The organism is Arthrobacter sp. Y3224055, assembly GCF_059090825.1.
In genome coordinates this window covers 434,753-456,555 of record NZ_JBNHGB010000001.1, presented here as the reverse complement: position 1 = coordinate 456,555, position 21,803 = coordinate 434,753, and the positions used below count along the sequence as shown (strand labels likewise).

Genomic DNA, 21,803 nt, shown 5'->3' with positions numbered 1-21,803 from the left:
TCAAGCCACCACGACGGCGGGGGCCCACCATCGGTGAGCCCCCGCCGTCGTACTTATGTGGCGAAGATCAGCGCGAACGCTGGCGCAGCCGCTGGATGTCCAGGATGACTACCGCGCGCGCTTCCAGGCGCAGCCAGCCGCGCTGAACGAACTCGGCCAGCGCCTTGTTGACGGTTTCGCGGGAGGCGCCGACCAGCTGGGCCAGCTCTTCCTGCGTCAGTTCGTGTGCCACCAGGATGCCGTCCGTGGCGGGGCGGCCGAAGCGGTCGGCAAGGTCCAGCAGGGCCTTGGCTACGCGGCCGGGAACGTCGGAGAAGACCAGGTCGGCCAGCGAGTCATTGGTGCGGCGGAGGCGGCGGGCCAAAGCCTGCAGCAGCTGCGCCGACACCTCGGGGCGGGTCTCCAGCAGGCCGCGCAGGTTCTCGTTCTTGAGCCCGGCGAGGCGGGTCTCGGAGACGGCGGTCGCGGAGGTGCTGCGCGGGCTCGGGTCGAAGAGGGCCATCTCACCGAAGAGTTCGCCCGGGCCGAGGATGGCCACCAGGTTCTCGCGGCCGTCGGCAGCGGTGCGGCCCAGCTTGATCTTGCCGGAGACGATGAAGTAGAGCTGGTCGCCCTGGTCACCTTCGCGGAACACCGATGCGCCGCGGGACAAGTCGACCTCGGTCAGCTCGTCGGTCAGCGCGGCGAAAACGTCGTCGTCAAGAGTGGCAAAAAGAGGTGCGCGGCGAAGGATCTCTACGTCCATGAATTCTCCAAGTTAGTACTGTTCGGCTGGGGTTCAAGCTGCTCTCCCGTGGGGGCACTGTTCTCCATTTTGCCGTATGTAAAGCCCGTGTGACATCTTCCACAAGGCTTTTCGCTCCCAGAGGAGGAAAGCGCGGCATCGAGCACCGGCACGGGCTGCCGGAGGTGACAACCCGTAACGGCGGTTAATAATTCCCGCGGGCGGACCGCCTAGACTGATGCACATCCCACCGCAACGGAGAATGAGTGATTTTCGGCCTGACCATCCTGGACGTTGTCCTGCTGCTGATCCTCTTGGCGTACCTGGTCTCAGGTCTGCGCAAGGGGTTCCTGCTCACCCTCGGCGGCATTGCCGGCATCGCCCTGGGAGCGGTGGCAGCCTTCTTCGCCATCCCCCTGGTCAGTGAATGGGTCCCCGACAGCGCCTGGCGGCTGACCGCAGCCATTGCCGTGGCCATGTTGCTCGTGGTGCTCGGGCACGCCCTGGGAACGGGTATCGGCGCGGCCATCCGGCGCCGGATGGACTTCCCGCCGCTGCGGCCGCTGGACCGGCTGCTGGGCGGCTTGATGAATCTCGCCGTGACCGCGCTGGTGATCTCCATGCTGGCGTTCAGCCTGGGCACCATGGGCGTGCCGTTCATCTCGCAGCAGATAGCCGCGTCCAAGGTGATCGCGTCGATCGAAAACCTCACCCCGGATCCGGTGAAGGCGTGGGCGGCGCAGGTGCGCTCGATCGTTGTTGCGGACGGCATCCCGCTGGTCCTCGACCCGCAGGTGCCGCAGGAGTCGGCGCCGGTTCCCGATGCCAGCACCGATACCGCGGCCCTGAACGAGGCGGCGGCCTCCGTGCTGCGGATCGCGGGGACGGCCTTCCAATGCGGGCAGAACCAGACCGGGTCCGGCTTTGCGGTGGCCCCGGACCGCGTGCTGACCAACGCCCACGTGGTGGCCGGCGTCAACGAACCGGTGGTGGAGATCCCCGACGGCCGGGTGCTGCCCGGACGGGTCGTGTTCTTCGACCCGGTGCGCGACCTGGCCGTCCTGGCCGTGGACGGGTTGGACGTGCGGCCGCTGCCGCTGGCGGGCGAACTGTCTGAAGGCGACCTGGCGGCGTTCCAGGGCTACCCGGCCGGCGGTCCCTTCCAGAGCAAGCCGGCCACCGTGCAGGGCCGTTCGCAGGTGCTGGTGCAGAACATTTACGGTGCGGACCCGTCATCGCTCGAGGTCTACACACTGGCGGCGAACGTGCAGCAGGGCAATTCCGGCGGACCTTTGCTTGATGCGGACGGAAACGTGGCCGGCGTGGTCTTCGCCAAGTCCACGGAGGACGTGCCGGTGGGCTACGCCCTGACCCTGGCGGAGGTCCAGCCGGTCGTCGACGCAGCCCTCGGTTATCAGGAGACGATCTCCGCCGGCCAATGCGTGACCCGCTAGCGGCTCTCCTGCGGTAGCCAGTCCAGAAACTGGCCGTGCGGGCCGCTGACCGCCACGGGCCGCCCGTTGTGCGAGAGCAGGAAGCGGCCCCGGCGGGTCCGGTCGTCCAAGCCGGGAATGCCGGAGTCACCATCCGGCAGCGGCATCACGCCGGGACCTTCGTGCGCGAGCCAGTGCACGCCCCGCTCACGGATGAGCCCCTCCACCAGGGTGCGGAACCGCCGACGGTCCGGCTCGGGCAGGTAGGCCAGCACTGCCGAATGGAAGACGACGACGGCGGCATCCCCGGGCGCCCGGGCCACCAGTGCCGGCAGCTGCTCGGTCAGGTCGCCGGCCACCAGCCGGGCCGGTGTGCGGCGGGCAACCTCGATGGCCTGGTGCAGCCGACGGACGCGGAACTCCTGCCCCGGCCAGATCAGGGCCTCGAGCCAGGCGACGTCGTCGGCATCGTTAATGTCCAGCGGATTCAGGTCGATTCCGGCGCGCCAGCCGACTTCGGGCAACGACTCGGGCAGCGGCGGCCGGCCGGAGGTGGAGCATTCCAGCAGCGGAGGCTGCGCTTCACCGCCGGCGGACGCGGCTTGCGCCCCGGCCCTGGAGGACGCCGTTTCCGCGCCGGCCCGGGAGGACGACGTTTCCGCGCCGGCGGACGAGGCATCCGCTCCGGCCCGGGCGGCAGGCGAGGACCGCGGCGCGAGGACCGCACCGGCGTCGTACTGGTAGCGGTACAGGTCGGGGTAGAGCAACAGCCCCGCCGAGGCGCCCACCTCGATCAGCGCCAGCGGCTTGGCTTCGGAGGCGGCGATGGCCGCCAGGGGCGGCAGGAACACGGCGCAGCGGCCGGGTTCATTGGTCTGCGTGGTGCGGGCCAGAGCCACCTCCCGGACCGCGTCCCACCGCGACAGCAGGAAGTCTCGGAAGGCCGCGTACTCCGTCGCGCCGGCACCAAGGGAGCGCGCGGCCGCCAGGATCAGGTTGGGCTGGCGCTTCGACGCGGGCAGGGCGTCGATCAGCGCCAGGACCTCGGGATCGTCGCTGATGCCCAAAGCCCATTCGACGTAAACCGGGGACTGGCCGGCGGCCTCGTGCACCCCGAAGTTCCGGTACCAGCCGGCGGTGTCCCCTCGCTGCCCACCCATCGTCGCCGCGGCCGTTCCGCTACAGGGCCTCGGCGAGGTATTCGACCGCCAGCCGGTAGCCGGTGATGCCCGCGCCGGCGATGACGGCGTCCGCGATGCCGGAGATGTAGGAGTGGTGGCGGAACTCTTCACGCCGGTGGATGTTGCTGATGTGCACTTCGACCACCGGGAGGGCCACGCCGGAGAGGGCGTCGCGCAGTGCCACCGACGTGTGGCTGTAGCCGCCGGGATTGATGACGATCGCATCGGCCGTGCCGCGGGCGGCGTGGACCGCGTCGATCAGCTCCCCTTCATGATTGGACTGCACGCACTCGGCGGTCCAGCCGCGGGCGGCCGCGGCGTCGGTGGCGAGCCGCTCGACGTCGGCCAGCGTGGCGGTGCCGTAGACGTCCGGTTCCCGCGTGCCCAGCAGGTTCAGGTTGGGGCCGTTGAGGATCAGGACGCGGCGGGTGCCGGGGATATCTGCAGTCATGCCTTTTACTATGCCTCAATCGCGTCTCGGGGGAGCTGACCTGTTCCAGCGGGGCGTCCTGGCCTCGCGGTGTGATGCCGTGGCCCGCCCGCCGCCAGGGGGCGGGAGGGCCACGGCATTCAGCCGACTGTCCGGGCGTCAGGCCTTCAGCGAGGTCGCGATCTGCTGCATGACGGTGTTGTCCGCCAGGGTGGTGGCGTCGCCGACCTCGCGTCCTTCGGCCACGTCCTTGAGCAGGCGGCGCATGATCTTGCCGGAGCGGGTCTTGGGAAGTTCCGGCACCACCAGGATGGTGCGCGGCTTGGCGATGGGTCCGATTTCCTTGCCGACGTGGGCGCGGAGCGTGGCGACGATGTCCGGGTCTTCCGCCGCGCCTCCTCTCAGGATGACGAACGCCACGACAGCCTCGCCGGTTGTTTCGTCCTTGGCGCCGACGACGGCGGCCTCGGCGACGGCGGGATGGGAGACCAGCGCCGACTCGATTTCGGTGGTGGAGAGGCGGTGGCCGGAGACGTTCATGACGTCGTCGACCCGGCCGAGCAGCCAGATGTCGCCGTCCTCGTCCTTCTTGGCGCCGTCGCCGGCGAAGTACATGTTCTCGAAGCGGGACCAGTAGGTTTCCTTGAACCGTTCCGGGTCGCCCCAGATGCCGCGCAGCATGGCCGGCCAGGGCTCGCGGATCACCAGGTAGCCGCCGTGGCCGTCCGGGACGGAGTCGCCAAGTTCGTCCACGACGTCGACGGCGATGCCGGGGATCGCCACCTGCGCGGAACCGGGCTTGGCGGCGGTGATTCCGGGCAGCGGGGCGATCATGTGCGCACCGGTTTCGGTCTGCCACCAAGTGTCCACGATCGGTGCCTTGTCGCCGCCGATGACCCGGCGGTACCACATCCAGGCCTCCGGGTTGATGGGTTCGCCGACCGAACCGAGCACCCGGATGGAGGACAGGTCGTATTTGGCCGGGATCTCCTCGCCCCACTTCATCATGGTGCGGATCGCCGTCGGGGCGGTGTAGAGGATGGAGACCTTGTACTTTTCCACGATCTCCCACCAGCGGCCCTGGTGCGGGGAATCGGGGGTGCCCTCGTACATCACCTGGGTGGCGCCGTTGATCAGCGGGGCGTAGGTGACGTAGGAGTGGCCGGTGACCCAGCCGATGTCCGCGGTGCACCAGAACACGTCCGTCTCCGGCTTCAGGTCGAACACCACCTTGTGCGTGTAGGCGCACTGCGTCAGGTAGCCGCCGGTGGTGTGCAGGATGCCCTTGGGCTTCCCGGTCGTGCCGGAGGTGTAGAGGATGAACAGCGGGTGCTCGGCATCGTGCGGCACCGCCGTGTGCTCGGCCGAGGCGGTCTCCACCGTGTCCGCCCACCACACATCGCGACCCTCGTGCCAGTCCACCGGCTCGCCGTTGCGCTTGACCACCACCACGTTGGTCACCGTGTGGCCGGGGGTGGTGAGGGCCTCGTCCACGGCGGGCTTCAGCGGCGACGGCTTGCCGCGGCGCCAAGTGCCGTCGGCGGTGACCACCAGTTTGGCCTCGGCGTCGTCGACGCGGGAGCGCAGCGCGTCGGCGGAGAAGCCGCCGAACACCACCGAGTGCACCGCCCCGATCCGGGCGCAGGCCAGCATGGTGATCACGGCCTCCGGGATCATCGGCAGGTAGACGGCGACCCGGTCGCCCTTGGCCACGCCGAGGGATTCGAAGGCGTTGGCGGCCTTCTTCACTTCCTCGGTCAACTGGGCGTAGGTGTACGTGCGGGTGTCGCCGGGCTCGCCTTCGAAGTGGATCGCCACCCGGTCGCCCAGCCCGTTCTCCACATGCCGGTCCAGCGCGTTGTAGGCCGCGTTCAGCTCGCCGCCGACGAACCACTTGGCAAACGGGGCGTCCGACCAGTCCAGCGCCCGGGTGAAGTCCGTGTCCCACGAGAGGACCTCGCGGGCCTGCTTGGCCCAAAAAGCCGGGCGGTCCGCCACTGCGTCCGCGTAAACGTCCTGTTTGGCTACGGCTGCGGCGGCGAATTCAGCGCTGGGCGCAAATCTACGCTTCTCGTGGAGCAGGTTTTCCAGGGCGTCGCCGGTGGCGGCGGTCGACTGCGTTCCGTTGGCTTCAGACATGTGGGGGCCCCTTCGTCGTGCTGGGTCATTGGCGTGCCCCCGGCTTGTCAGCCGGGCGCACCTGCTGCTTGCCAGCCTAATCCTTTGTGCGCCGTCGGCGGTGTTGAGCGTCACACTGCACGATGTAAATGGAGGTGAATCTGCGGTGAACGGCACCCGGTGGCGCCGTCGCCCGCGGGAATCCGGCTAGTGAAGGGTGGGTTCCTTGACTACGCTGAGACCAGCGCCAGAAGGTTGCGCGGCGGCCCAAGCCCGCGGTGCAACCCGCAACGACCCACGGCGGGCCCGGCCCGCGCTGCAACCGTAAACGACCGGAGGATCGAAGATGTCCCAGAGCTCCCAGACCCACGGCACGGCAGGAACTGCGGTGGCCGGCCCGTTCACCGTGCGAGACATGGTGGTGGGCGCCGGCATCGTCCTGCTTTTCCTCTCGTCGGTGATGCCCCTGCAAGTTCTCCAGGGCATCGGCGTGAACCTATGGAATTCGGGCGGCCTGTTCCAACTGGGGCTGGGCATCCTGCTTCCGGCGGTGGTCTTGGTCCTGTTTGTCGTGCGGCGGCTGGCCCCGCAGACGCCGCTGCGGGTGGGCTCTTTGTCGGTCGACCAATTCGCCTCGGTGGTCGCTTCGCTGGCGCTGGCGTTCTACTTCCTGACGATCGTTACCGTCTTCAGCGTTAGCGGAGTCATCGGATTCATCGGCGCGGTGGTGCTCTTTGCGGGAACCGTTTGCGCGCGCTGGATTCCGCAGCTTGCCGTCGATTTCGCCGGCCGTCCCGAGGCCGTCGCCCACCCCGTGGCGCGCGACGCTGTTCCGGCTGCACCCCGGCCGAAGCAACCCAAGCCCGCCACCGGGCAGCCCGGCGCGAACCAGCCCGGCGCGAACCAGACGGGGGTCGGACAACCGGCCGGCCACAGCGGAGCCGCCCGCCAGGGAACGGCCAGGGCAGGTGCCGTCCGGATTGACGATGCGGCGGAAGCGCGCGGCGCAGGGGTCCCCGCCGGTTCCGCAGCACCTGCTCCGTCCGCCGCACACTACGCCGGAGCGCAACAACCTTCCACCGGGCAGTTCGCTGCACCCTCGGGTAAGGGAGCGGCCGGAGTGGCAGGCGCCGCCGCGGCCGCCCACGCCATGAACTCGCCGGAACACGGAACCGGCACCGGCACCGCGACGATCGCGTCGGGACGGGACACCGACGCCAGCCCGATCAGCACGCAGCGGGCCGAGGACCTTGAACCGGAAGATTCCCTGTCGCCGGGGGCGGCAGACGGTGAGGCCGTCGGCATCCCCGTGACCGCCGATGCGAGCGGATCCGCAACGGCGCGCGCCGCCGCGTCCTCGGCGAGCGGCGTGGCCACGGACGTCGGCTACTCCGCCGGAACGGTGGTGGGCGGGTCTGCCGCGTCCGCCGGCGGCCGGCAATCCCGGGAGCCTGCCACAACGGGCCGCACCGGAACCGCGGATCTTGCCGGCGGCACAGGCGAGCATGGCGCAGCCGAACGGCAGGACGAGTCGGCCGTTCCCGCCGGCGGGCCGGTCGGTGGTGCAGCCGCCGAACCGGCCGCCGGTGCGGCCGTCGGCGGTGCAGCCGCCAAGCCGACCGGGGCCGGAGCCAGTGCCGCCACACCCGCCGACCAGACGACGACGGCAGCCACCACGGCCATGCCGTCGGTCGGGGAGAAGGTCACCGCTCGCGCCGTCGCCGACGCTGCCTCGGCTTCTGCTCCCATCAGCGCCACCAGGGAACACTACGAGGACGAGGAAGCAGAAGGGGAATACGAGGCCTTTTGGTTCGCCGTCGGGCGCACCCGCCCGGTGCTGGACGAGAACACCGGCCAGGCCATGTTCACGGTGGAGCCCGGGTCGTGGATCCTGGCGCTGCAGGACCGCGGCGACGAATTCCTGGTGCAGCACACGGACGGCCGGGTGGGCGTGTTGAGGGACCTGACGAACATTGAGCGTGCCTGATCGGGCGCCGGCCACCCGCCGGCGCAAGACCGAGGAGTCCCTGCTGGCGCGCAAACGCCGCGCCCGGCGGATCAACAAGGAGCTCGCCGAACACTACCCGTATGCGGTGGCGGAACTGGATTTCTCCAACCCCTTCGAACTGCTCGTGGCGACCATCCTCTCCGCGCAGACCACCGACGTTCGGGTCAACATGACCACTCCGGTGCTCTTCCAGCGCTACCCGGACGCCCGCGCCCTCGCAGCAGCCGATGAGGCCGAACTGCAGGAGCTGATCAAGCCCACGGGCTTTTTCCGGGCCAAGGCCCAGAGCCTGCTGAAGATGGCCAACCAGATCGTCGACGAATTCGACGGCGAGGTCCCGGGAAACCTGGACGACCTGGTCAAGCTCGCCGGCGTCGGCCGAAAGACGGCGAATGTGGTGCTGGGCAATGCGTTTGGGATCCCGGGGATCACCGTGGACACGCATTTCCTCAGGTTGTCCCGCCGCTTCGGGTGGAGCGAGTCGACCGACGCGGTCAAGGTGGAATTTGATGTTGCGGAGCTGTTCGAGCCCAAGGACTGGACCATGCTCTCGCACCGTGTTGTTTTTCACGGCCGCCGGGTGTGCCACGCCCGGAAGCCGGCGTGCGGCGCCTGTCCCGTCGCCCAATGGTGCCCGTCCTACGGCGAGGGAGAGGTGGACCCGGAGAAGGCGCGGAAACTGCTGAAGTATGAACTCGCGCCGGGACGCGAAGAACTGCTGGCCCGGATGATGGCCGGGGAGACGAGGCGGGAGCTTCGCGCAGCGGGCTTTCCGCTGGGAGCCTGACGATGAGCGCCAAGCAGGACCTGCAGCGGCTGGTGGAGCTGCCGATGGACCAGCGGCTCTCCGTCCGCGAACGGGAGCGCTGGTACGACGTCGCGCTTGACCAGGGGACGGCGCGCCCGGCCGCGGTGCTCCTGCTCTTCGGCGCCCTGGACGACGCACCGGCCCACTTCCACGATTCGGCCGTCCCGGATGATCTTGACCTGCTCTTCGTGGAACGCGCCGCGGGCCTCTCCTCGCATCCCGGGCAGGTGGCGTTTCCGGGCGGCCGCATCGACCCCGACGACGACGGACCCGCCGCCGCGGCGGTCCGCGAAGCGGTCGAGGAAACAGGCCTGGACGCGGCCGGCGTCGAAGTCCTGGGAGTCCTGCCGGACATCCCGCTGTCGGTCAGCAACTTTTTGGTGACGCCGGTCTTGGCCTGGTGGGCCGCTCCCTCGCCGGTCGACGTGGTCGACTTTGCCGAGTCGGCGCAGGTCTTCCGTGTGCCGGTCGCCGACCTGCTGGATCCTGCCAACCGGCGGATGTCGGTGCTCCGCCGCGGCGGCCAGGTTTTCCGCAGCCCCGCGTTCCTGGTCCACGGAGTGGTGGTCTGGGGCTTCACCGCCATACTGCTCAGTCACCTGTTTGACGACCTGGGATGGTCGTTGGACTGGGACAGGTCGCGCGAAATCCCGGCACCGATCGCCCCGCGCCCTGCGGCCGGCTGACGGCTGCCCCGCCCGCCCTGTAACCGGCAGACGGCTGCCCGGCGCCCCTCCGGCCGGGCTGACGGTCATGGTCCGCGCCCTGTGGCCTGCGGCCGGCTGACGGTCATGGTCCGGTGGCCTGCTGGGGGAGGCACGCTGCCTTACTTGGCGTCGGCGTAGGAATCGACCACCGCCACACTGACCGGGAAGGCCACAGGGATGGCGCCGAAGACCAGGCGGGTGGCGGCAGCTGCGGATTCCTCCACCAGCCGGCAGGCCAGTTGGGCACGGTCCTCGCGGACGTGCAGCATGACCTCGTCGTGAAGGAAGAACACCATGTCCCCCACGAAGGTTCCTTCCGCCGCGAAGGCGCGCAGCCGCCGTCGTAATTCCGCCAGCCAGCACAGCGCCCATTCAGCGGCCGTGGACTGCACCACGAAGTTGCGGGTGAAGCGGCCGCGGCTGCGGGCCAAGGTATCGGCCCGGCGCTGCTCTTCGGCCGTGGAGGTGCGTTGGGAGGCCAGCCAGCGTTCCGACGGCGGAGGGCAGCTGCGGCCCAGGTAGCTGCTGACCACCTGCCCCGCCTCGCCGGCCCGGGCCGCGCGCTCGACCACCGCGATGGCCTGCGGATACGTCCGGGTGAGCTGGGGCATCAGCCGGCCGGACTCGCCGGTGGTCGCACCGTACATGGCCCCGAGCATCGCGATCTTCGCCTTGGCACGGTCGCCGCCGAATCCGGCGTCGGCAATGCCCTGGTAGAGATCCTTGCCCCGGCCGGCCGCTGCCAGGGCCTCGTCCTGCGCCAGCACCGCCAGCACCCGGGGTTCCAGCTGCGCTGCGTCCGCGACGATGAGCTTGTGGCCGGGGTCAGGGCGGACGGCGTCCCGGATCTGGCCGGGTATCTGCAGGGCCCCGCCGCCGCGCGAGGCCCATCGCCCGGTGACCACGCCGCCCACCACGTACTCGGGCCGGAAGCGGCCGTCCCGGACCCAGGCGTCCAACCACGCCCAGCCATTGGCAGTGAACAGGCGGGCGAGCTTGCGGTATTGCAGCAGCGGCTCGATTGCCGGATGGGTGTGCTGCTTCAATTCCCAGGAGCTGGTGGTTTTGACCTCGATGCCGGCCCGGTGCAGGGCGCGGATGAGCTGCTGCTGGGAGTCGGGGTTGAACGTGGGATTGGCCAGCTCCTGTCCGAGCCTGACGGCGAGCTCCTCCAGCTTGTCCGGCCGCTGGCCTTCCCGCGGGCGTGCCCCCAGTTGGTCCTTAAGGATGGCCAGGTGCACGTCCTCGCGCCACGGCACGCCGGCGTGCTCCATCTCGGTGGCGATCAGGGCGCCTGCCGATTCGGCCGCCAGCAGCAGCTGCAGCCGGCCGCGGTGGACGGACGCGGCCACGGCAGCCAACTGGTCCTGCAGCTCGGCCACGAGGTCCTCCAGCTCGGTGCCGCCGGGCTGTGGTTCGTCAAAGAGGGTGAACTGGTCCGGGGACTGCTGCGGAGGCGGCAGCTGACGGGGCAGCTCTTCGTCCTGGTGCGCGGCCGGCGCCTCCCGCAGCGCGCGGACATACCCGGTGTCCGGGGCGTGGACCGACAGCGCCAGGATGTTGCGGGCGAGCGTGAGATCGTGGCTGCGGTCCACGCGGGTGCCGGCGGCCAGCAGCGGCTGATACGCGGCGCGCGTGGCTTCGAAGACCCAGCGGGGTCCCTCGCCGTCCAAACTTCGGACCGTCGAGGCGAGTCGTCCCTGGGGCACGACGACGGGCGGCCCGGAGGGGGTGCCATGCGCGTCGGTGCGCTGCAGGTAAGCGACGGGTTCTGTGCCCTCCGGCACGGAAATGTTCCGCGCGGCGGAGGCCAGGACCATGTACACACCTCAATTCTGCACCGACCGGTCCTCCACACGCCCCAAGCCGTCCCTTGCGGCCCACATCCGGAGTTGGCGTGGCGGGCGCGGGCCGGGAGTTCAGCGAAGATCGGGGCATGCCAGGACACCACACCGCCGCCGAGCGGTCCCGCTGGAGACCAGCGGAAGCGACGGACGTCGTCCTCGTCGGCGGCACCGACCGGCTGCGGGATGAAGTGGCCAGGATCGCCGCCGCGGCCGGGCTGGCACTTCGCCCCGACGGACGCCCCGACGGATTGCAGGGGGCCCCGGATGCCGCTCGTGGGGCCGCCCCGATGCTGCTGGGCACCGCCGGGCATCACCGGGTGCAGCGGACCAACGGGGACATCATCGTGGTCGGATTCATCGACGAGGCACCGGCCCTCTGGGACCTGGCGGCCTCCACGGGGGCCGGGCGGGTGGCGGTGCTGCCCGAGGGTGCGGTGTGGCTGGCGGAATACCTGAGCCGGACCTGGCGGCGTGAAACGGCCGGGAAGGTGGTTGCCGTGCACGGGGCCAGCGGTGGAGTAGGGGCCTCTGCCCTGGCCGCCTGGCTGGCCGCGGAGGCTGCCCGCTCGGGAACGGCCACGGTCTTGGTGGACGACGACCCGCTCGGCGGAGGGCTCTCGGCGGCCCTGGGTGCCGCCGACGTCCCGGGCCTAACCTGGCCGGATCTGGCGGCGGTGCAGGGAACGGTGAACCCGGTCCAACTGGCGGCGTCCTTGCCGGCGACCGGCGGATTCTCCCTGCTGTCTTGGCCGGGGACAGGGGACCCCGTCCTGCACGGCACCCCGCAGGACGGGGCGGCGGCGGAGATTATGGCGGCCGCGTCAGGCGCTTTCGGCTTGGTGGTTGTCGACACCGGACGGCTGAGGAGACCGCCCCAGACCGGGCCTCCGGCCAACGATACTGTGCTGCTGGCCCGGACGGACAGCCGCTCCCTGCGGGCCGCGGCGGCCGCGGCGGCAGCGGCCGAAGCCGGAACGAACCTGCACTTGGTGGTGCGGGGACCGTTGCCGGCCGGAGCCGACGAACAGCTGATCGCCGGCGAGCTGGGGGTGCCGTTGGCCGGCTATGTGCCGCACCTGCGCGCGGTCCCGGCGGCACAGCGGGGAGGGCGTCTGCTGGATCTGGCCTCGAACAGGCGGATCCGCGCGTTGTGCGCCGGCCTGCTGGCGCGCCTGAACCCCGCACCGGGGCAGGGCAGCGGGTCATGAACGGGGCGGGACGCAGGCGGGCTGCCCCGGCAGCGGTCTCCGCCATCGGATTGGAGCCCTTCCGCCGCGCAGTGCTCTCCGATCCATCGCCGGTGACGGGGGTCCGACTGGCAGCAGCCGTTCAGTCGAGCGGCCGTTTGCTGGGAACGGCCGGTACGCTGCAGGCGGTGGACTCGCTGGCCGCAGACTTGCGCGGGCTGGGGCCGCTGCAACCGCTGGCGGACGCGGGAGCCACGGACATCTTGGTAAATGGCCCGCAGGACGTCTGGACCGACGGCGAACGCGGTCTGCTCCGTGCCCCCGTCGCTTTCGCCGGCGACGCCGAGGTGCGGGCTCTGGCCGTACGCCTGGTAGCAGCCGGCGGGCGCAGGCTCGACGACGGGAACCCGTGCGCGGATGTGCGCCTTGCGGGTTACCGGGTCCATGCCGTGCTGCCACCGGTTTCGACCGGCGGGACGCTGCTCTCGATCCGGCTCCATCGTCCGCGCCGCTTCACACTCGCGGAACTGCTCACCGCCGCGCCGCAGTGGCAGCCCTATCTCGAAGCCGTCGTCGGGCAGCGCCTGAACTTCCTGATCTGCGGAGCCACCGGGTCAGGCAAGACGACCTTGCTTTCGGCGATGTTGGGGGTCGCCGGCCCGCAGGAACGGATGGTCTTGGTCGAGGATGCCGCCGAACTGGACCCGGACCATCCGCATGTGGTGGGCCTGCAGAGCCGGACCAGCAACGTCGAGGGCACCGGGTCGATCGGCATGGCGGAACTGGTTCGGCAGGCCCTGCGGATGCGGCCTGACCGGCTGGTGGTCGGAGAGTGCCGGGGCGCCGAGGTTCGCGAGTTCCTTGCGGCGATGAACACCGGCCACGCCGGAGCCGGCGGCACCATCCACGCAAACTCCGCCGCGGCGGTCCCGGCCAGGCTGGCAGCCATGGGCGCGCTCGCCGGGATGAGCGCCGAAGCGGTCGTACTTCAGGCGGCTAGCGCACTGGACCTGGTGATCTCGATGCACCGGACCGGGGAAGGGCGCTGCGTGCGGGAGATTTGCCTGCTGCGGCGCGATCCTTCGGGTGGCTTGCAGACCATTCCGGCGCTGGTCGCTGACGGAGCCGGCATCAGGCACTCGCCTGGATCAGACGAACTCAGCGAACGGTTGTTCCCGTGACCGGCCTCGCGGTATTCCTGTTGAGTGCGGCCGCCTGTCTGTTGCTGATGCCGGGTCGCGGATCCCGGTCGGCGGAGGTGCGCCGCGGCCCCAGACGTACCCTGGCCGGCAGCGGGACGCGGCGCCGGTCCGCCGGCGCCGAATTGGACCTGCTGCCCCTCTTCGTGCGGCAGCTGGCCGCGCTGTTGAGTTCCGGGCGCACGCCGGCCCAGCTCTGGCCGGACATGCTCTCCGTCTACGCGGCGGCGGGACCGCCCGACCGGTCCGCGCCCGGCTCAAGACGGCGGGATGGAACAGGGCCGGCGTCGGGTGCGGCAGCGCGGGAAGTGGGGCTGTTGCTCCCGACCCTTGAGGCGGCAGCACAGGCCGCGGATTTGGGGCTGGGAATAGGACCGGTTCTGCGGAGGCAGGGGCCGGGCGACGGCCGGCGGGTACGACCCGAGGCCGCCGCCGTGCAACGGATGTGGCATGATCTGGCTTCCTGCTGGGAGGTTTCCGAGAGGACCGGGGCACCACTGTCCCTGCTGCTGGAGAATTATGCGCGGCACCTGCAGCATCGGCTTGATGCCAGGGCTGCGCGCAGAATCGCGCTGGCGGGACCCAAGGCCACCGCGGCCCTGCTCGGGTGGCTGCCGCTGCTGGGACTTGGGCTCGGCGCCGCGATGGGTGCCGACCCCGTCGCCACGCTGCTGCTGTCACCGACGGGGTGGCCGGTCCTGGTCACCGGGGCGGCGCTCATGGTCGGCGCACGCTTCTGGTCACAGCAACTCGTGCGCCATGCTGCCGGAAGGGAGGGCCTGTGATTCCGGTGCTGACCGGTGTACTGCTCTTTGCAGCCGCCTGGCTGTTGTATCCGGGACTGGTCGGTGCCCGCCCCATCCCCGCGAAGCGGCCGCTCGTTTCAGGCGGAACCCGGAAGGGTGGCGGCAGGGACGAAGCGGCCGATCCTGCCCTGCACCTGGACTTGTTGGGCGCGATGCTGGCAGCGGGACTTCCCTTGCCTCACGCAGTGGCTGCCCTCGCTGCCACCAGCCAGGGAACGACGAAGACGGCTTTGGACCAGGTCGCCTCGGCGTTGTTGCTCGGCGTGGAATGGCAGGAGGCCTGGGCGCTCGCAGAGGGCGGCTCCGGACTGCACGTGTTGCGTGACTCCCTGCGCTTCGGTGCCGCAACGGGTGCGCCCTCGGCGGCGGTGCTCTTTGCCCAAGCCGACCAGCTGCGCCGGCGCGGACATCAGGAAGACCAGCAGCGTGCGGCCGCGCTCGGCACCCGGCTTGTACTTCCGCTGGGGCTCTGCGCCCTTCCCGCCTTCATCGCGCTGGGCGTCGTGCCGGTGCTCGTCGCCCTCGTGCCCAAGCTGTAAGCACTCCTCCACAGCGCAGGCTTCATCCCGGAGTGTGCACCGGGACCAAGCCGGCAGTGCCGGCTCCTGGCGCGGTCGGGGAAGCTCGAATAACCGCAATCCGGCGGTCTCATCCAGGGAGGAAAACATGTTGTCACTGGCCGAAATCCGGGACCGCACACCACGTTCGCTGCCGCCGAACCCTGCAGTGCAATTACCCGGGGACAAGACGGCGAGACCGTTCGCGACGGCGCAACCACCCGGGGCCACGGCGAGGCAACCGTCCGCGGCGGCGCAACCACCCGCGCGGGCTCAGCCGACCGCGGTGACGCAACCATCCCCATCAGCGGAACCGACGGGGAACGCCGCGGCACAACGGCCTGCGGCGGCACTACTGCCCGCGGCGCCAGACGGCCCCGGCAGTCAGGCGGATGTCATCGACTTCCCGGCAAGCGGTCGGAACAGGCTCGCCCGGAGAAACTGGCGGCACCTGACCGGCTCCGAAGCCGGAATGGCCACCGCCGAGTATGCCATCGCGACGCTTGCCGCGGTGGCGTTCGCCGGTCTCTTGGTCCTGATCCTGCGAAGCGGCGAAGTCCGCGGCATGCTCACGGATTTGGTGGAGCTGGCGCTGAGGGCGGTCTGACCGATGTCTGTGTGCCGCCCCGCCTGCTCCAGCACCGGCCGGCGTGCCCCGGCCGCCCAGCGCGCCGGCGAGCGCGGCAGTGTCACGGCGGAGTTCGCCGTTGTCCTGCCCTCCGTCGTCGTCGTGCTGGCTTTCCTGCTGGCCGGTGCGGCCGCCGGAGCAGCACAGCTGAATGTGGAGAAGGCCGCACAGGCGGCGGTCCGGCAGCTCGGCCGCGGCGAGCCGGAGACAGCAGCCGCCCACACGGTCCGCTCCATCGCCGGGGACGGCGCTACGTTGGCGTCCGGCAGCGGCGGCGGCTGGGTTACGGTCCATGTCACTGCTCACGTATCCGGTCCATGGCCCGGGGTTGGCGGCTGGACGCTGGAGGCCCGGGCAACCGCGCCTGCCGAGCCGACCGGCGGGCCGGTGATTCCGTCAGGCGCAGGACATGGAGCCGGCTAAGCGACGGCCGGCGCCCCGTGCCGCACCACCCGGTGCGGGTGCCGGTTTCGGAACAGCCGGACCGGACAGCACTGACCACGGCGACGGCGCCGGCGCTGGCGTCACCGGACCGCACGGCACGGACCACGGCGCCGGAACGGTGCTGTCGGTGGGGCTGGTGCTCATGCTGTGCCTGATGCTGGCGGTGCTCGTCACGGTGATGCAGGCGGGCTTGGCATCGGCGCGGGCGGGGAAGGCGGCCGACCTGGCTGCCTTGGCCGGCGCCGATGCTGCCCGCGGCCTGCTGGCCGGCGAACCATGTACCCTGGCCGCAGACGTGGCACGCAAGCAGGACGCCGAGCTGCTGGCGTGCCGCCGTTCCGGACCCGGCGGTGTGGTGGTCGACGTCCGGACCCGAACCCGGCTGCCCGACGTGCTGGGGTGGCTTGACGGACAGTGGACGCATGCAGAGGGCCGGGCACGTGCGGGGCCACCACCGGGCGGGTAAGCCATCAACAGCGTGGGGTGGGCAGCCCCAAGGCGATAACCATCGGCAGCGCGGACGAAGCACTGTTTCCCACCTGGCGCGTGCAGTGTATGCCGAGTCAGGCGGGCGGCGGTGCCCCTTGGTTAGGCGACGGCCGCCTGGTGCCTGTCGGCAGGGGCAGGGCCAGCTTGGGAAAGCAGAGCCTCGATCAGCGTGACCGCCCCCGACTTGTCCAAGGGATTGTTCTTGTTGCCGCATTTGGGGGACTGCACACAGGAGGGGCAGCCCGTTTCGCACTCGCAGGACCGGATGGCGTCCCGGGTGGCCGCCAGCCAGATCCTGGCTGCCTCAAAGCCCCGCTCGGCGAAGCCTGCGCCGCCGGGATGCCCGTCGTAGACGAAGATGGTCGGCTTGCCGGTATCGGCATGCAGTGCCGTCGACACCCCGCCGATGTCCCACCGGTCGCTGGAGGCCACCAGCGGGAGAAGCCCGATGCCGGCATGTTCGGCCGCATGCAGGGCACCGGGTACACGGGCCGCGACCAACCCCGCCGACGTTAGTTGCTGCTCGCCGATGGTGAACCAGACGGCCTTGGTGAACAGTTCCCTGGCACCAAGATCCAGCGGCTCTTCGCCCAGGATCTCGTTGGAGATGAAGGCCTTGCGCTGGAAGGAGACGACTTTGGTGGTGACCTTAACGTCGCCGAAACAGGCATGGACCTCGCCCCACTGCTCGGTTCGCTGCGCGCCGAGCACTTCGATCTGCGTGACGTCGCGGGCCTGGGTGTAGTAGTCCGGATTGGCCCGGGTCACCATCGCGCAGTGGTCCTGCTCGTTCAGTTCATCCACGACGTATGTCGTGCCCTGGTGCACGTACACGGCGCCGTTGTGTGCCTGATAGTGCGACTGCGGAGAGTCCATGGTCCCGAGCAGTGTCCCGGATTCCGTTTCGACAATGCTGATGGGGCCGCCGCCGTCGGCCCGCAGGTTCACCATGGCCGCCGCGCTTTCCGGATGGGTCCAGTACCAGCCGGCCGGCCGGCGCCGGAGATAGCCGTCGGCCGTCAACTGGTCGAGCAGGCCGGGAGCCGCGGCGCCGAACAGCCCGATGTCCGCGGGCGTCAACGGAAGCTCCTGGGCCGCGGCGCACAGGTGTGGTCCCAGGACGTAGGGGTTCGACGGGTCGAAAACGGTCGCCTCCACGGAGACGTCGAAGACGGCCTCGGGGTGGTGGACCAGATACGTGTCCAGCGGATCGTCGCTGGCCACGAAGGCAGCCAGCGCGTCCTGCCCGGACCGGCCGGCGCGGCCGATCTGCTGGAACAAGGAGGCGCGGGTGCCCGGCCAGCCCGCGACCAGGACGGCGTCCAGCCCGGAGATGTCGATGCCCAGCTCAAGCGCCGACGTGCTCGAGACGCCCAGCAGCTGCCCCGACCTGAGCTTGGCTTCCAGCTCGCGGCGTTCCTCCGGCAGGTAGCCGGAGCGGTAGGCAGCCACCCGCCCGGGCAGCGAGGGGTGGACGTCGTCCAACAGCCGTTTGGTGATGGAGGAAATCGTCTCGGCACCCCGGCGGGACTTGATGAAGGCGATGGTACGCACCTGCGCCGCGACGAGATTGGCCAGCAGGTCGGAGGTCTCGGCAACCACCGTGCGCCGTTCCTTGGCGCCGTTCTCGCCTTTGAGCTCGGTGAGCTGAGGTTCCCAGAACGCTACGGTCGTGGAGCCGTGCGGCGAGCAGTCTTCGGTCACCGCCTCTGCTTCCGCGCCGATCAGCCGACCGAAGGAGGTTGCGGGGTCCGCGGAGGTGGCGGAAGCGCCGATAAACACGGGGTCCGCCCCGTAACTGGCGCAGACGCGGCGCAGCCGCCGCACGAGATTGGCAACATTCGAGCCGAAGACACCGCGGTAACTGTGCGCCTCGTCAATGATCACGAAGCGGAGCCGGCGGAAGAACCGTGCCCACCAGGCGTGGTTGGGCAGGATCCCGAAGTGCAGCATGTCCGGGTTGGCCAGCACGAAGTTGGCATGGTCCCGGATCCAGCGGCGGGCACCCGGATCGGTGTCGCCGTCGTAGGTTTCCGCCCGCACGGTGGGCAGCTTCAGCGCCTTGATCGCCGCCAGCTGGTCGGCCGCCAACGCCTTGGTCGGGGCCAGGTACAGGGCGACGGCGCCGCTCTGCTCGAGACTCACGGTGTCTGCCAGGGCCGTCCGGTGGATGGCGTCCAGGGCCGGCACCTGGTAGGCCAGCGACTTTCCGGAGGCAGTTCCCGTGGCAATGATCGTATGGCGGCCCTGATGGGCACCCTCGGCGGCGCGCACCTGATGGCGCCACGGCTCGTGCACACCGAGCGAGGCATAGGCGGCACGGATATCACCGTGGACCCACTCCGGCCACGGCTCGACCACGGCCTCCCGGGCCGGAAGCTCGCGGACATGCACCAGTTGCTCTGGCTCCGGACCGGAGCCGAGCAGCGGAATCAGGGAATCGTGCAGGGCCACCCGAACATTGTGTCACCACACCGGGGCGCGGGGGGCAGCACCCGCAGCAGGGCAGCTGCGGGCCGTGCGGGCCGGCTGCACGGGTGAGCCGGCCGCACCTATCGGCTAAGCAGCACGGGTGGGCCGGGCTGCAGGGGTGGGCCAAGCAGCACGGGTGGGCCGGCCTGCATGGGTGGGCACGCGGCACCGGTGTGCCAGGCAGCAGGCGGTCAGCCCTCCGCCACGGGCTTGAGGATCATCACATCGCAGACCGTGTCCCAGCCCAGGTGCCGGTACAGCATCTGGCCGTCGTGCGAGGCGATCAGCAGCCCGGTGTCCACCATGTGCTCCAGCACGGAGGCGATCAGCGCGCGCATCACGTGCGTGGCCAGCCCGCGCCTACGGTAGTTAAGGTCCGTTTCGATGTGGTCGAAGACCGCGAAATTGTCGACGGCGGCGGCGACGCCGTGGGCGGCCTCGTTTCCTTCATGCACCACCCGGACCTTGTGGACGTTCCCGTGCTTCTCGACCTCGGTCTTGTAATCGGGGTCGCGGTACCACGGGTCCTCGGCGTCCTGGCCGGACATGTCGGTGACCATCAGCGACTGGGCGTTGTGGTGCACCCGCAGCCCATGCTGCGGCGCCAGCTGATGGATCCGCTGCGCGTCGCGCGTGAGCACGGTGAAGATCCGTCCCGGTGACTTGGTGGTGTCGCGGGCCACGGCGGCGAATTCCTCGTCGCCGGGTTCGAACGCGAAGTACTCCCAGTCCCCGGTCTTGTCCGCCAGCAACACGGCCGGGTGTCCGTCGACCTCTTCGGCGGAGTAGCCGCGGCAGGCCGACCAGCCGGCGACCCAGGCGGCAAGGACGTCGTCGGGGACGTCAGTCGTATATTCGTGACCCATAGCAGGACTGTACCGAACAGCGGGCGCGGGCGGCATGCCTAATCGATGACAACCCTGTCACAATCCCTGATTACCGGCCACCGCGTAACCTTGATGCGTGGCTTTGAACCGGATTGTGCTTTATTACGCTTTCACCCCGTTGCCGGACCCGGACGCCGTCCGGTTCTGGCAACGCGCGCTGTGCGAGAAACTCGGCCTGCGCGGCCGGATCCTGATCTCCAAGGACGGCATCAACGGCACCGTCGGCGGAGAGCTGAACGCGGTGAAGCAGTACGTGAAAACCACGCGCGAATACCCCGCCTTCCGCGGCCTCGACGTGAAGTGGTCCGAGGGCGGGGCGGAAGACTTCCCGCGGCTGAGCGTCAAGGTCCGGGACGAGATCGTATCCTTCGGTGCCCCGGGGGAGCTCAGGGTGGACCAGGGCGGCGTGGTCGGCGGCGGGACGCACCTGCGCCCGGAGGAACTGCACCAGCTCATCGACGCAAAAAAGGCGGCGGGCGAAGACGTGGTTTTCTTCGACGGCCGCAACGCCTTCGAAGCGCAGATCGGCAAGTTCAAAGACGCCATCGTGCCGGACGTGGCCACCACCCACGACTTCATCAAGGAACTGGACTCCGGCAAGTACGACGATCTTAAGGACAAGCCCGTGGTGACGTATTGCACCGGCGGCATCCGCTGCGAGGTGCTGTCGTCCCTGATGGTCAACCGTGGCTTCCAAGAGGTCTACCAGCTCGACGGCGGAATCGTCCGTTACGGCGAAACCTTCGGCGACGCCGGGCTGTGGGAAGGTTCGCTCTACGTCTTCGATCAGCGCATGCACCTGGAGTTCACGCCGGACGCCAAGACCATCGGGGAATGCGTCCGCTGCCAGGCGCCGACCAACAAGTTCGAGAACTGTTCCAATCCGGACTGCCGCCAGCTGACGTTGTACTGTTCCGCGTGCGCAGCGGATCCGCAAACCCTGCGCTGCCCGGACGGCTGCCCGGAGCCTGCCGCCGCCTGACTGCCGCCGCCTGACTGTCGCCGCCTGACTGTCGCCGCCTGACTGTCGCCGCCTGACTGCCGCCGCCTGACTGTCGCCGCCTGACTGTCGCCGCCTGACTGCCGCTGCTGACTGCCGCCGGCCGGCTCCCGTTGTGTGGCCCGGCGGCATCCGGGCCGTCCGTCCCCGGGCAGGGGAGCGTCCCGGAGCTGTTTTGTGGACGTCGCGGGCTACCCAACGGCATCAGGTTCCGCGGCGGGTCAGGCGTTCGCGGTCTCGGGCCACAGGCCCGCGGTGGCATCCTGCGGTTCGGTGTCCTCGACCTCGGTCTTGAACACGCTCATGCCCCGCGCCTGGTAGTTGGCCACGGCCGCCGGCCCGTCCAGCGAACAGGTATGCACCCAGACGCGCCGCACCGGCGGAAACCCGTCCCAGCGGCCATGCAACTGCCAGGCCTGCCGGATGCCTTCGGTTAGCAGGGCACCGCCGAAGCCGCGGCCGATCGCCTCGGGGAACAGGCCGAAGTACATGATTTCGACGTCGGTGCCGGTCTCGCCGGGCCGGCCCAACAGTTCCACGTAGCCGGCCGGAGCGTTGCCGGTGTACAGCACCCAGGTTTCCGCCCCGGGGGCACGCACTGCCTGTTCCCATTCGCTGCGCGTGAGCACCAGCCGGTCGGCCCAGTTCCAGCTGCTGCCCACACTGCGGTAGAGGAACTTGCTGAACTCGGGGCTGATCTGCCGCACCCGCACCACGGCGGCATCATCCGGCAGCGGGCGCGAGCCCGGCACCAGTTGCGCCGGATCGGTCTGTTCAAGGTGGGTGGTGGTGACGAGCATGAGGTCATTTAACCATCAGGGAACCGCCGCGGAGGCACGGGCAGCAGTGACCTGTGAGCGCTGAAGGGCCGCGGGCAC

20 protein-coding genes are annotated in these 21,803 nt (G+C 69.9%); 12 read left to right on the top strand and 8 right to left on the bottom strand.

Annotation, left to right across the window (positions count from 1 at the left end):
• Window positions 1–67: 67 nt before the first annotated feature.
• On the bottom strand, window positions 68–745 hold the full coding sequence (locus AC5RTY_RS02210) for a Crp/Fnr family transcriptional regulator (RefSeq protein ID WP_493966729.1): 678 nt from the start codon (window positions 743–745) through the stop codon (window positions 68–70).
• A gap of 248 nt (window positions 746–993) precedes the next feature.
• On the opposite strand from AC5RTY_RS02210, the gene AC5RTY_RS02205 reads away from it, so the two are divergent.
• Window positions 994–2,178, top strand: coding sequence for a MarP family serine protease (locus AC5RTY_RS02205; RefSeq protein ID WP_494001302.1), 1,185 nt, complete (start codon window positions 994–996; stop codon window positions 2,176–2,178).
• Here AC5RTY_RS02205 and AC5RTY_RS02200 read toward each other — a convergent pair.
• The 3 genes from AC5RTY_RS02200 to acs form a co-directional block, all read right to left on the bottom strand.
• Window positions 2,175–3,317, bottom strand: coding sequence for a DUF2332 domain-containing protein (locus AC5RTY_RS02200; protein ID WP_494138882.1), 1,143 nt, complete (start codon window positions 3,315–3,317; stop codon window positions 2,175–2,177). The two genes, AC5RTY_RS02205 and AC5RTY_RS02200, sit on opposite strands and share 4 nt — an antisense overlap.
• Before the next feature lie 19 nt (window positions 3,318–3,336).
• Window positions 3,337–3,789, bottom strand: coding sequence for a type II 3-dehydroquinate dehydratase (gene aroQ, locus AC5RTY_RS02195; RefSeq protein ID WP_494012851.1), 453 nt, complete (start codon window positions 3,787–3,789; stop codon window positions 3,337–3,339).
• 138 nt (window positions 3,790–3,927) lie between these two features.
• On the bottom strand, window positions 3,928–5,907 hold the full coding sequence (gene acs, locus AC5RTY_RS02190) for an acetate--CoA ligase (RefSeq protein ID WP_494138881.1): 1,980 nt from the start codon (window positions 5,905–5,907) through the stop codon (window positions 3,928–3,930).
• Between the two features lie 325 nt (window positions 5,908–6,232).
• Between acs and AC5RTY_RS02185 the strand changes: the two genes are divergently transcribed.
• From AC5RTY_RS02185 to AC5RTY_RS02175, 3 genes are read left to right on the top strand one after another with little or no spacing between them, the layout of a single operon-like run.
• Window positions 6,233–7,873 carry a hypothetical protein gene (locus AC5RTY_RS02185; RefSeq protein ID WP_494049463.1) on the top strand — a complete coding sequence of 547 codons (1,641 nt, stop codon included), beginning with the start codon at window positions 6,233–6,235 and terminating at the stop codon, window positions 7,871–7,873.
• Window positions 7,860–8,681, top strand: coding sequence for an endonuclease III (gene nth, locus AC5RTY_RS02180; RefSeq protein ID WP_494138880.1), 822 nt, complete (start codon window positions 7,860–7,862; stop codon window positions 8,679–8,681). Before AC5RTY_RS02185 ends, nth begins: the two co-directional genes overlap by 14 nt.
• Before the next feature lie 2 nt (window positions 8,682–8,683).
• Window positions 8,684–9,388, top strand: coding sequence for an NUDIX hydrolase (locus AC5RTY_RS02175; RefSeq protein WP_494025346.1), 705 nt, complete (start codon window positions 8,684–8,686; stop codon window positions 9,386–9,388).
• A 140-nt stretch (window positions 9,389–9,528) separates the two neighbouring features.
• On the opposite strand, the gene AC5RTY_RS02170 is transcribed toward AC5RTY_RS02175, so the two are convergent.
• Window positions 9,529–11,229, bottom strand: a complete 1,701-nt coding sequence (locus AC5RTY_RS02170) for a bifunctional 3'-5' exonuclease/DNA polymerase (RefSeq protein WP_494139165.1) — start codon at window positions 11,227–11,229, stop codon at window positions 9,529–9,531.
• Between the two features lie 116 nt (window positions 11,230–11,345).
• Here AC5RTY_RS02170 and ssd point away from each other — a divergent pair, with 116 nt between their 5' ends.
• The 7 genes from ssd (at window position 11,346) to AC5RTY_RS02135 (ending at window position 16,543) form a co-directional block, all read left to right on the top strand.
• Window positions 11,346–12,464 (top strand): septum site-determining protein Ssd, encoded by a 1,119-nt coding sequence (gene ssd / locus AC5RTY_RS02165; RefSeq protein WP_494049465.1) that lies wholly within the window; start codon window positions 11,346–11,348, stop codon window positions 12,462–12,464.
• On the top strand, window positions 12,461–13,624 hold the full coding sequence (locus AC5RTY_RS02160) for a TadA family conjugal transfer-associated ATPase (protein WP_494049466.1): 1,164 nt from the start codon (window positions 12,461–12,463) through the stop codon (window positions 13,622–13,624). The genes ssd and AC5RTY_RS02160 overlap by 4 nt, the downstream gene beginning before the upstream one ends.
• Window positions 13,621–14,427 carry a hypothetical protein gene (locus AC5RTY_RS02155; protein WP_494049467.1) on the top strand — a complete coding sequence of 269 codons (807 nt, stop codon included), beginning with the start codon at window positions 13,621–13,623 and terminating at the stop codon, window positions 14,425–14,427. Before AC5RTY_RS02160 ends, AC5RTY_RS02155 begins: the two co-directional genes overlap by 4 nt.
• Complete coding sequence (locus tag AC5RTY_RS02150) at window positions 14,424–14,987, top strand: type II secretion system F family protein (RefSeq protein ID WP_494049468.1); 564 nt, start codon at window positions 14,424–14,426, stop codon at window positions 14,985–14,987. Before AC5RTY_RS02155 ends, AC5RTY_RS02150 begins: the two co-directional genes overlap by 4 nt.
• Before the next feature lie 490 nt (window positions 14,988–15,477).
• On the top strand, window positions 15,478–15,612 hold the full coding sequence (locus tag AC5RTY_RS02145) for a DUF4244 domain-containing protein (protein WP_494049469.1): 135 nt from the start codon (window positions 15,478–15,480) through the stop codon (window positions 15,610–15,612).
• 3 nt (window positions 15,613–15,615) lie between these two features.
• The gene (locus AC5RTY_RS02140) at window positions 15,616–16,056 is read left to right on the top strand and encodes a TadE family type IV pilus minor pilin (protein ID WP_494049470.1); all 441 of its coding nucleotides are present in this window, start codon (window positions 15,616–15,618) and stop codon (window positions 16,054–16,056) included.
• The gene (locus tag AC5RTY_RS02135) at window positions 16,043–16,543 is read left to right on the top strand and encodes an Rv3654c family TadE-like protein (protein ID WP_494049471.1); all 501 of its coding nucleotides are present in this window, start codon (window positions 16,043–16,045) and stop codon (window positions 16,541–16,543) included. Before AC5RTY_RS02140 ends, AC5RTY_RS02135 begins: the two co-directional genes overlap by 14 nt.
• A 122-nt stretch (window positions 16,544–16,665) precedes the next feature.
• On the opposite strand, the gene AC5RTY_RS02130 is transcribed toward AC5RTY_RS02135, so the two are convergent.
• Window positions 16,666–19,020 carry a DEAD/DEAH box helicase gene (locus AC5RTY_RS02130; protein WP_494138879.1) on the bottom strand — a complete coding sequence of 785 codons (2,355 nt, stop codon included), beginning with the start codon at window positions 19,018–19,020 and terminating at the stop codon, window positions 16,666–16,668.
• 209 nt (window positions 19,021–19,229) lie between these two features.
• A complete protein-coding gene (locus AC5RTY_RS02125) occupies window positions 19,230–19,904 on the bottom strand; it encodes a GNAT family N-acetyltransferase (RefSeq protein WP_494000646.1) in 675 nt (224 codons plus the stop codon).
• Window positions 19,905–20,001: 97 nt separating this feature from the next.
• On the opposite strand from AC5RTY_RS02125, the gene trhO reads away from it, so the two are divergent.
• On the top strand, window positions 20,002–20,907 hold the full coding sequence (gene trhO, locus AC5RTY_RS02120) for an oxygen-dependent tRNA uridine(34) hydroxylase TrhO (RefSeq protein ID WP_494049473.1): 906 nt from the start codon (window positions 20,002–20,004) through the stop codon (window positions 20,905–20,907).
• A gap of 239 nt (window positions 20,908–21,146) precedes the next feature.
• On the opposite strand, the gene AC5RTY_RS02115 is transcribed toward trhO, so the two are convergent.
• Window positions 21,147–21,725 (bottom strand): GNAT family N-acetyltransferase, encoded by a 579-nt coding sequence (locus tag AC5RTY_RS02115; protein ID WP_494138878.1) that lies wholly within the window; start codon window positions 21,723–21,725, stop codon window positions 21,147–21,149.
• Window positions 21,726–21,803: the final 78 nt, after the last annotated feature.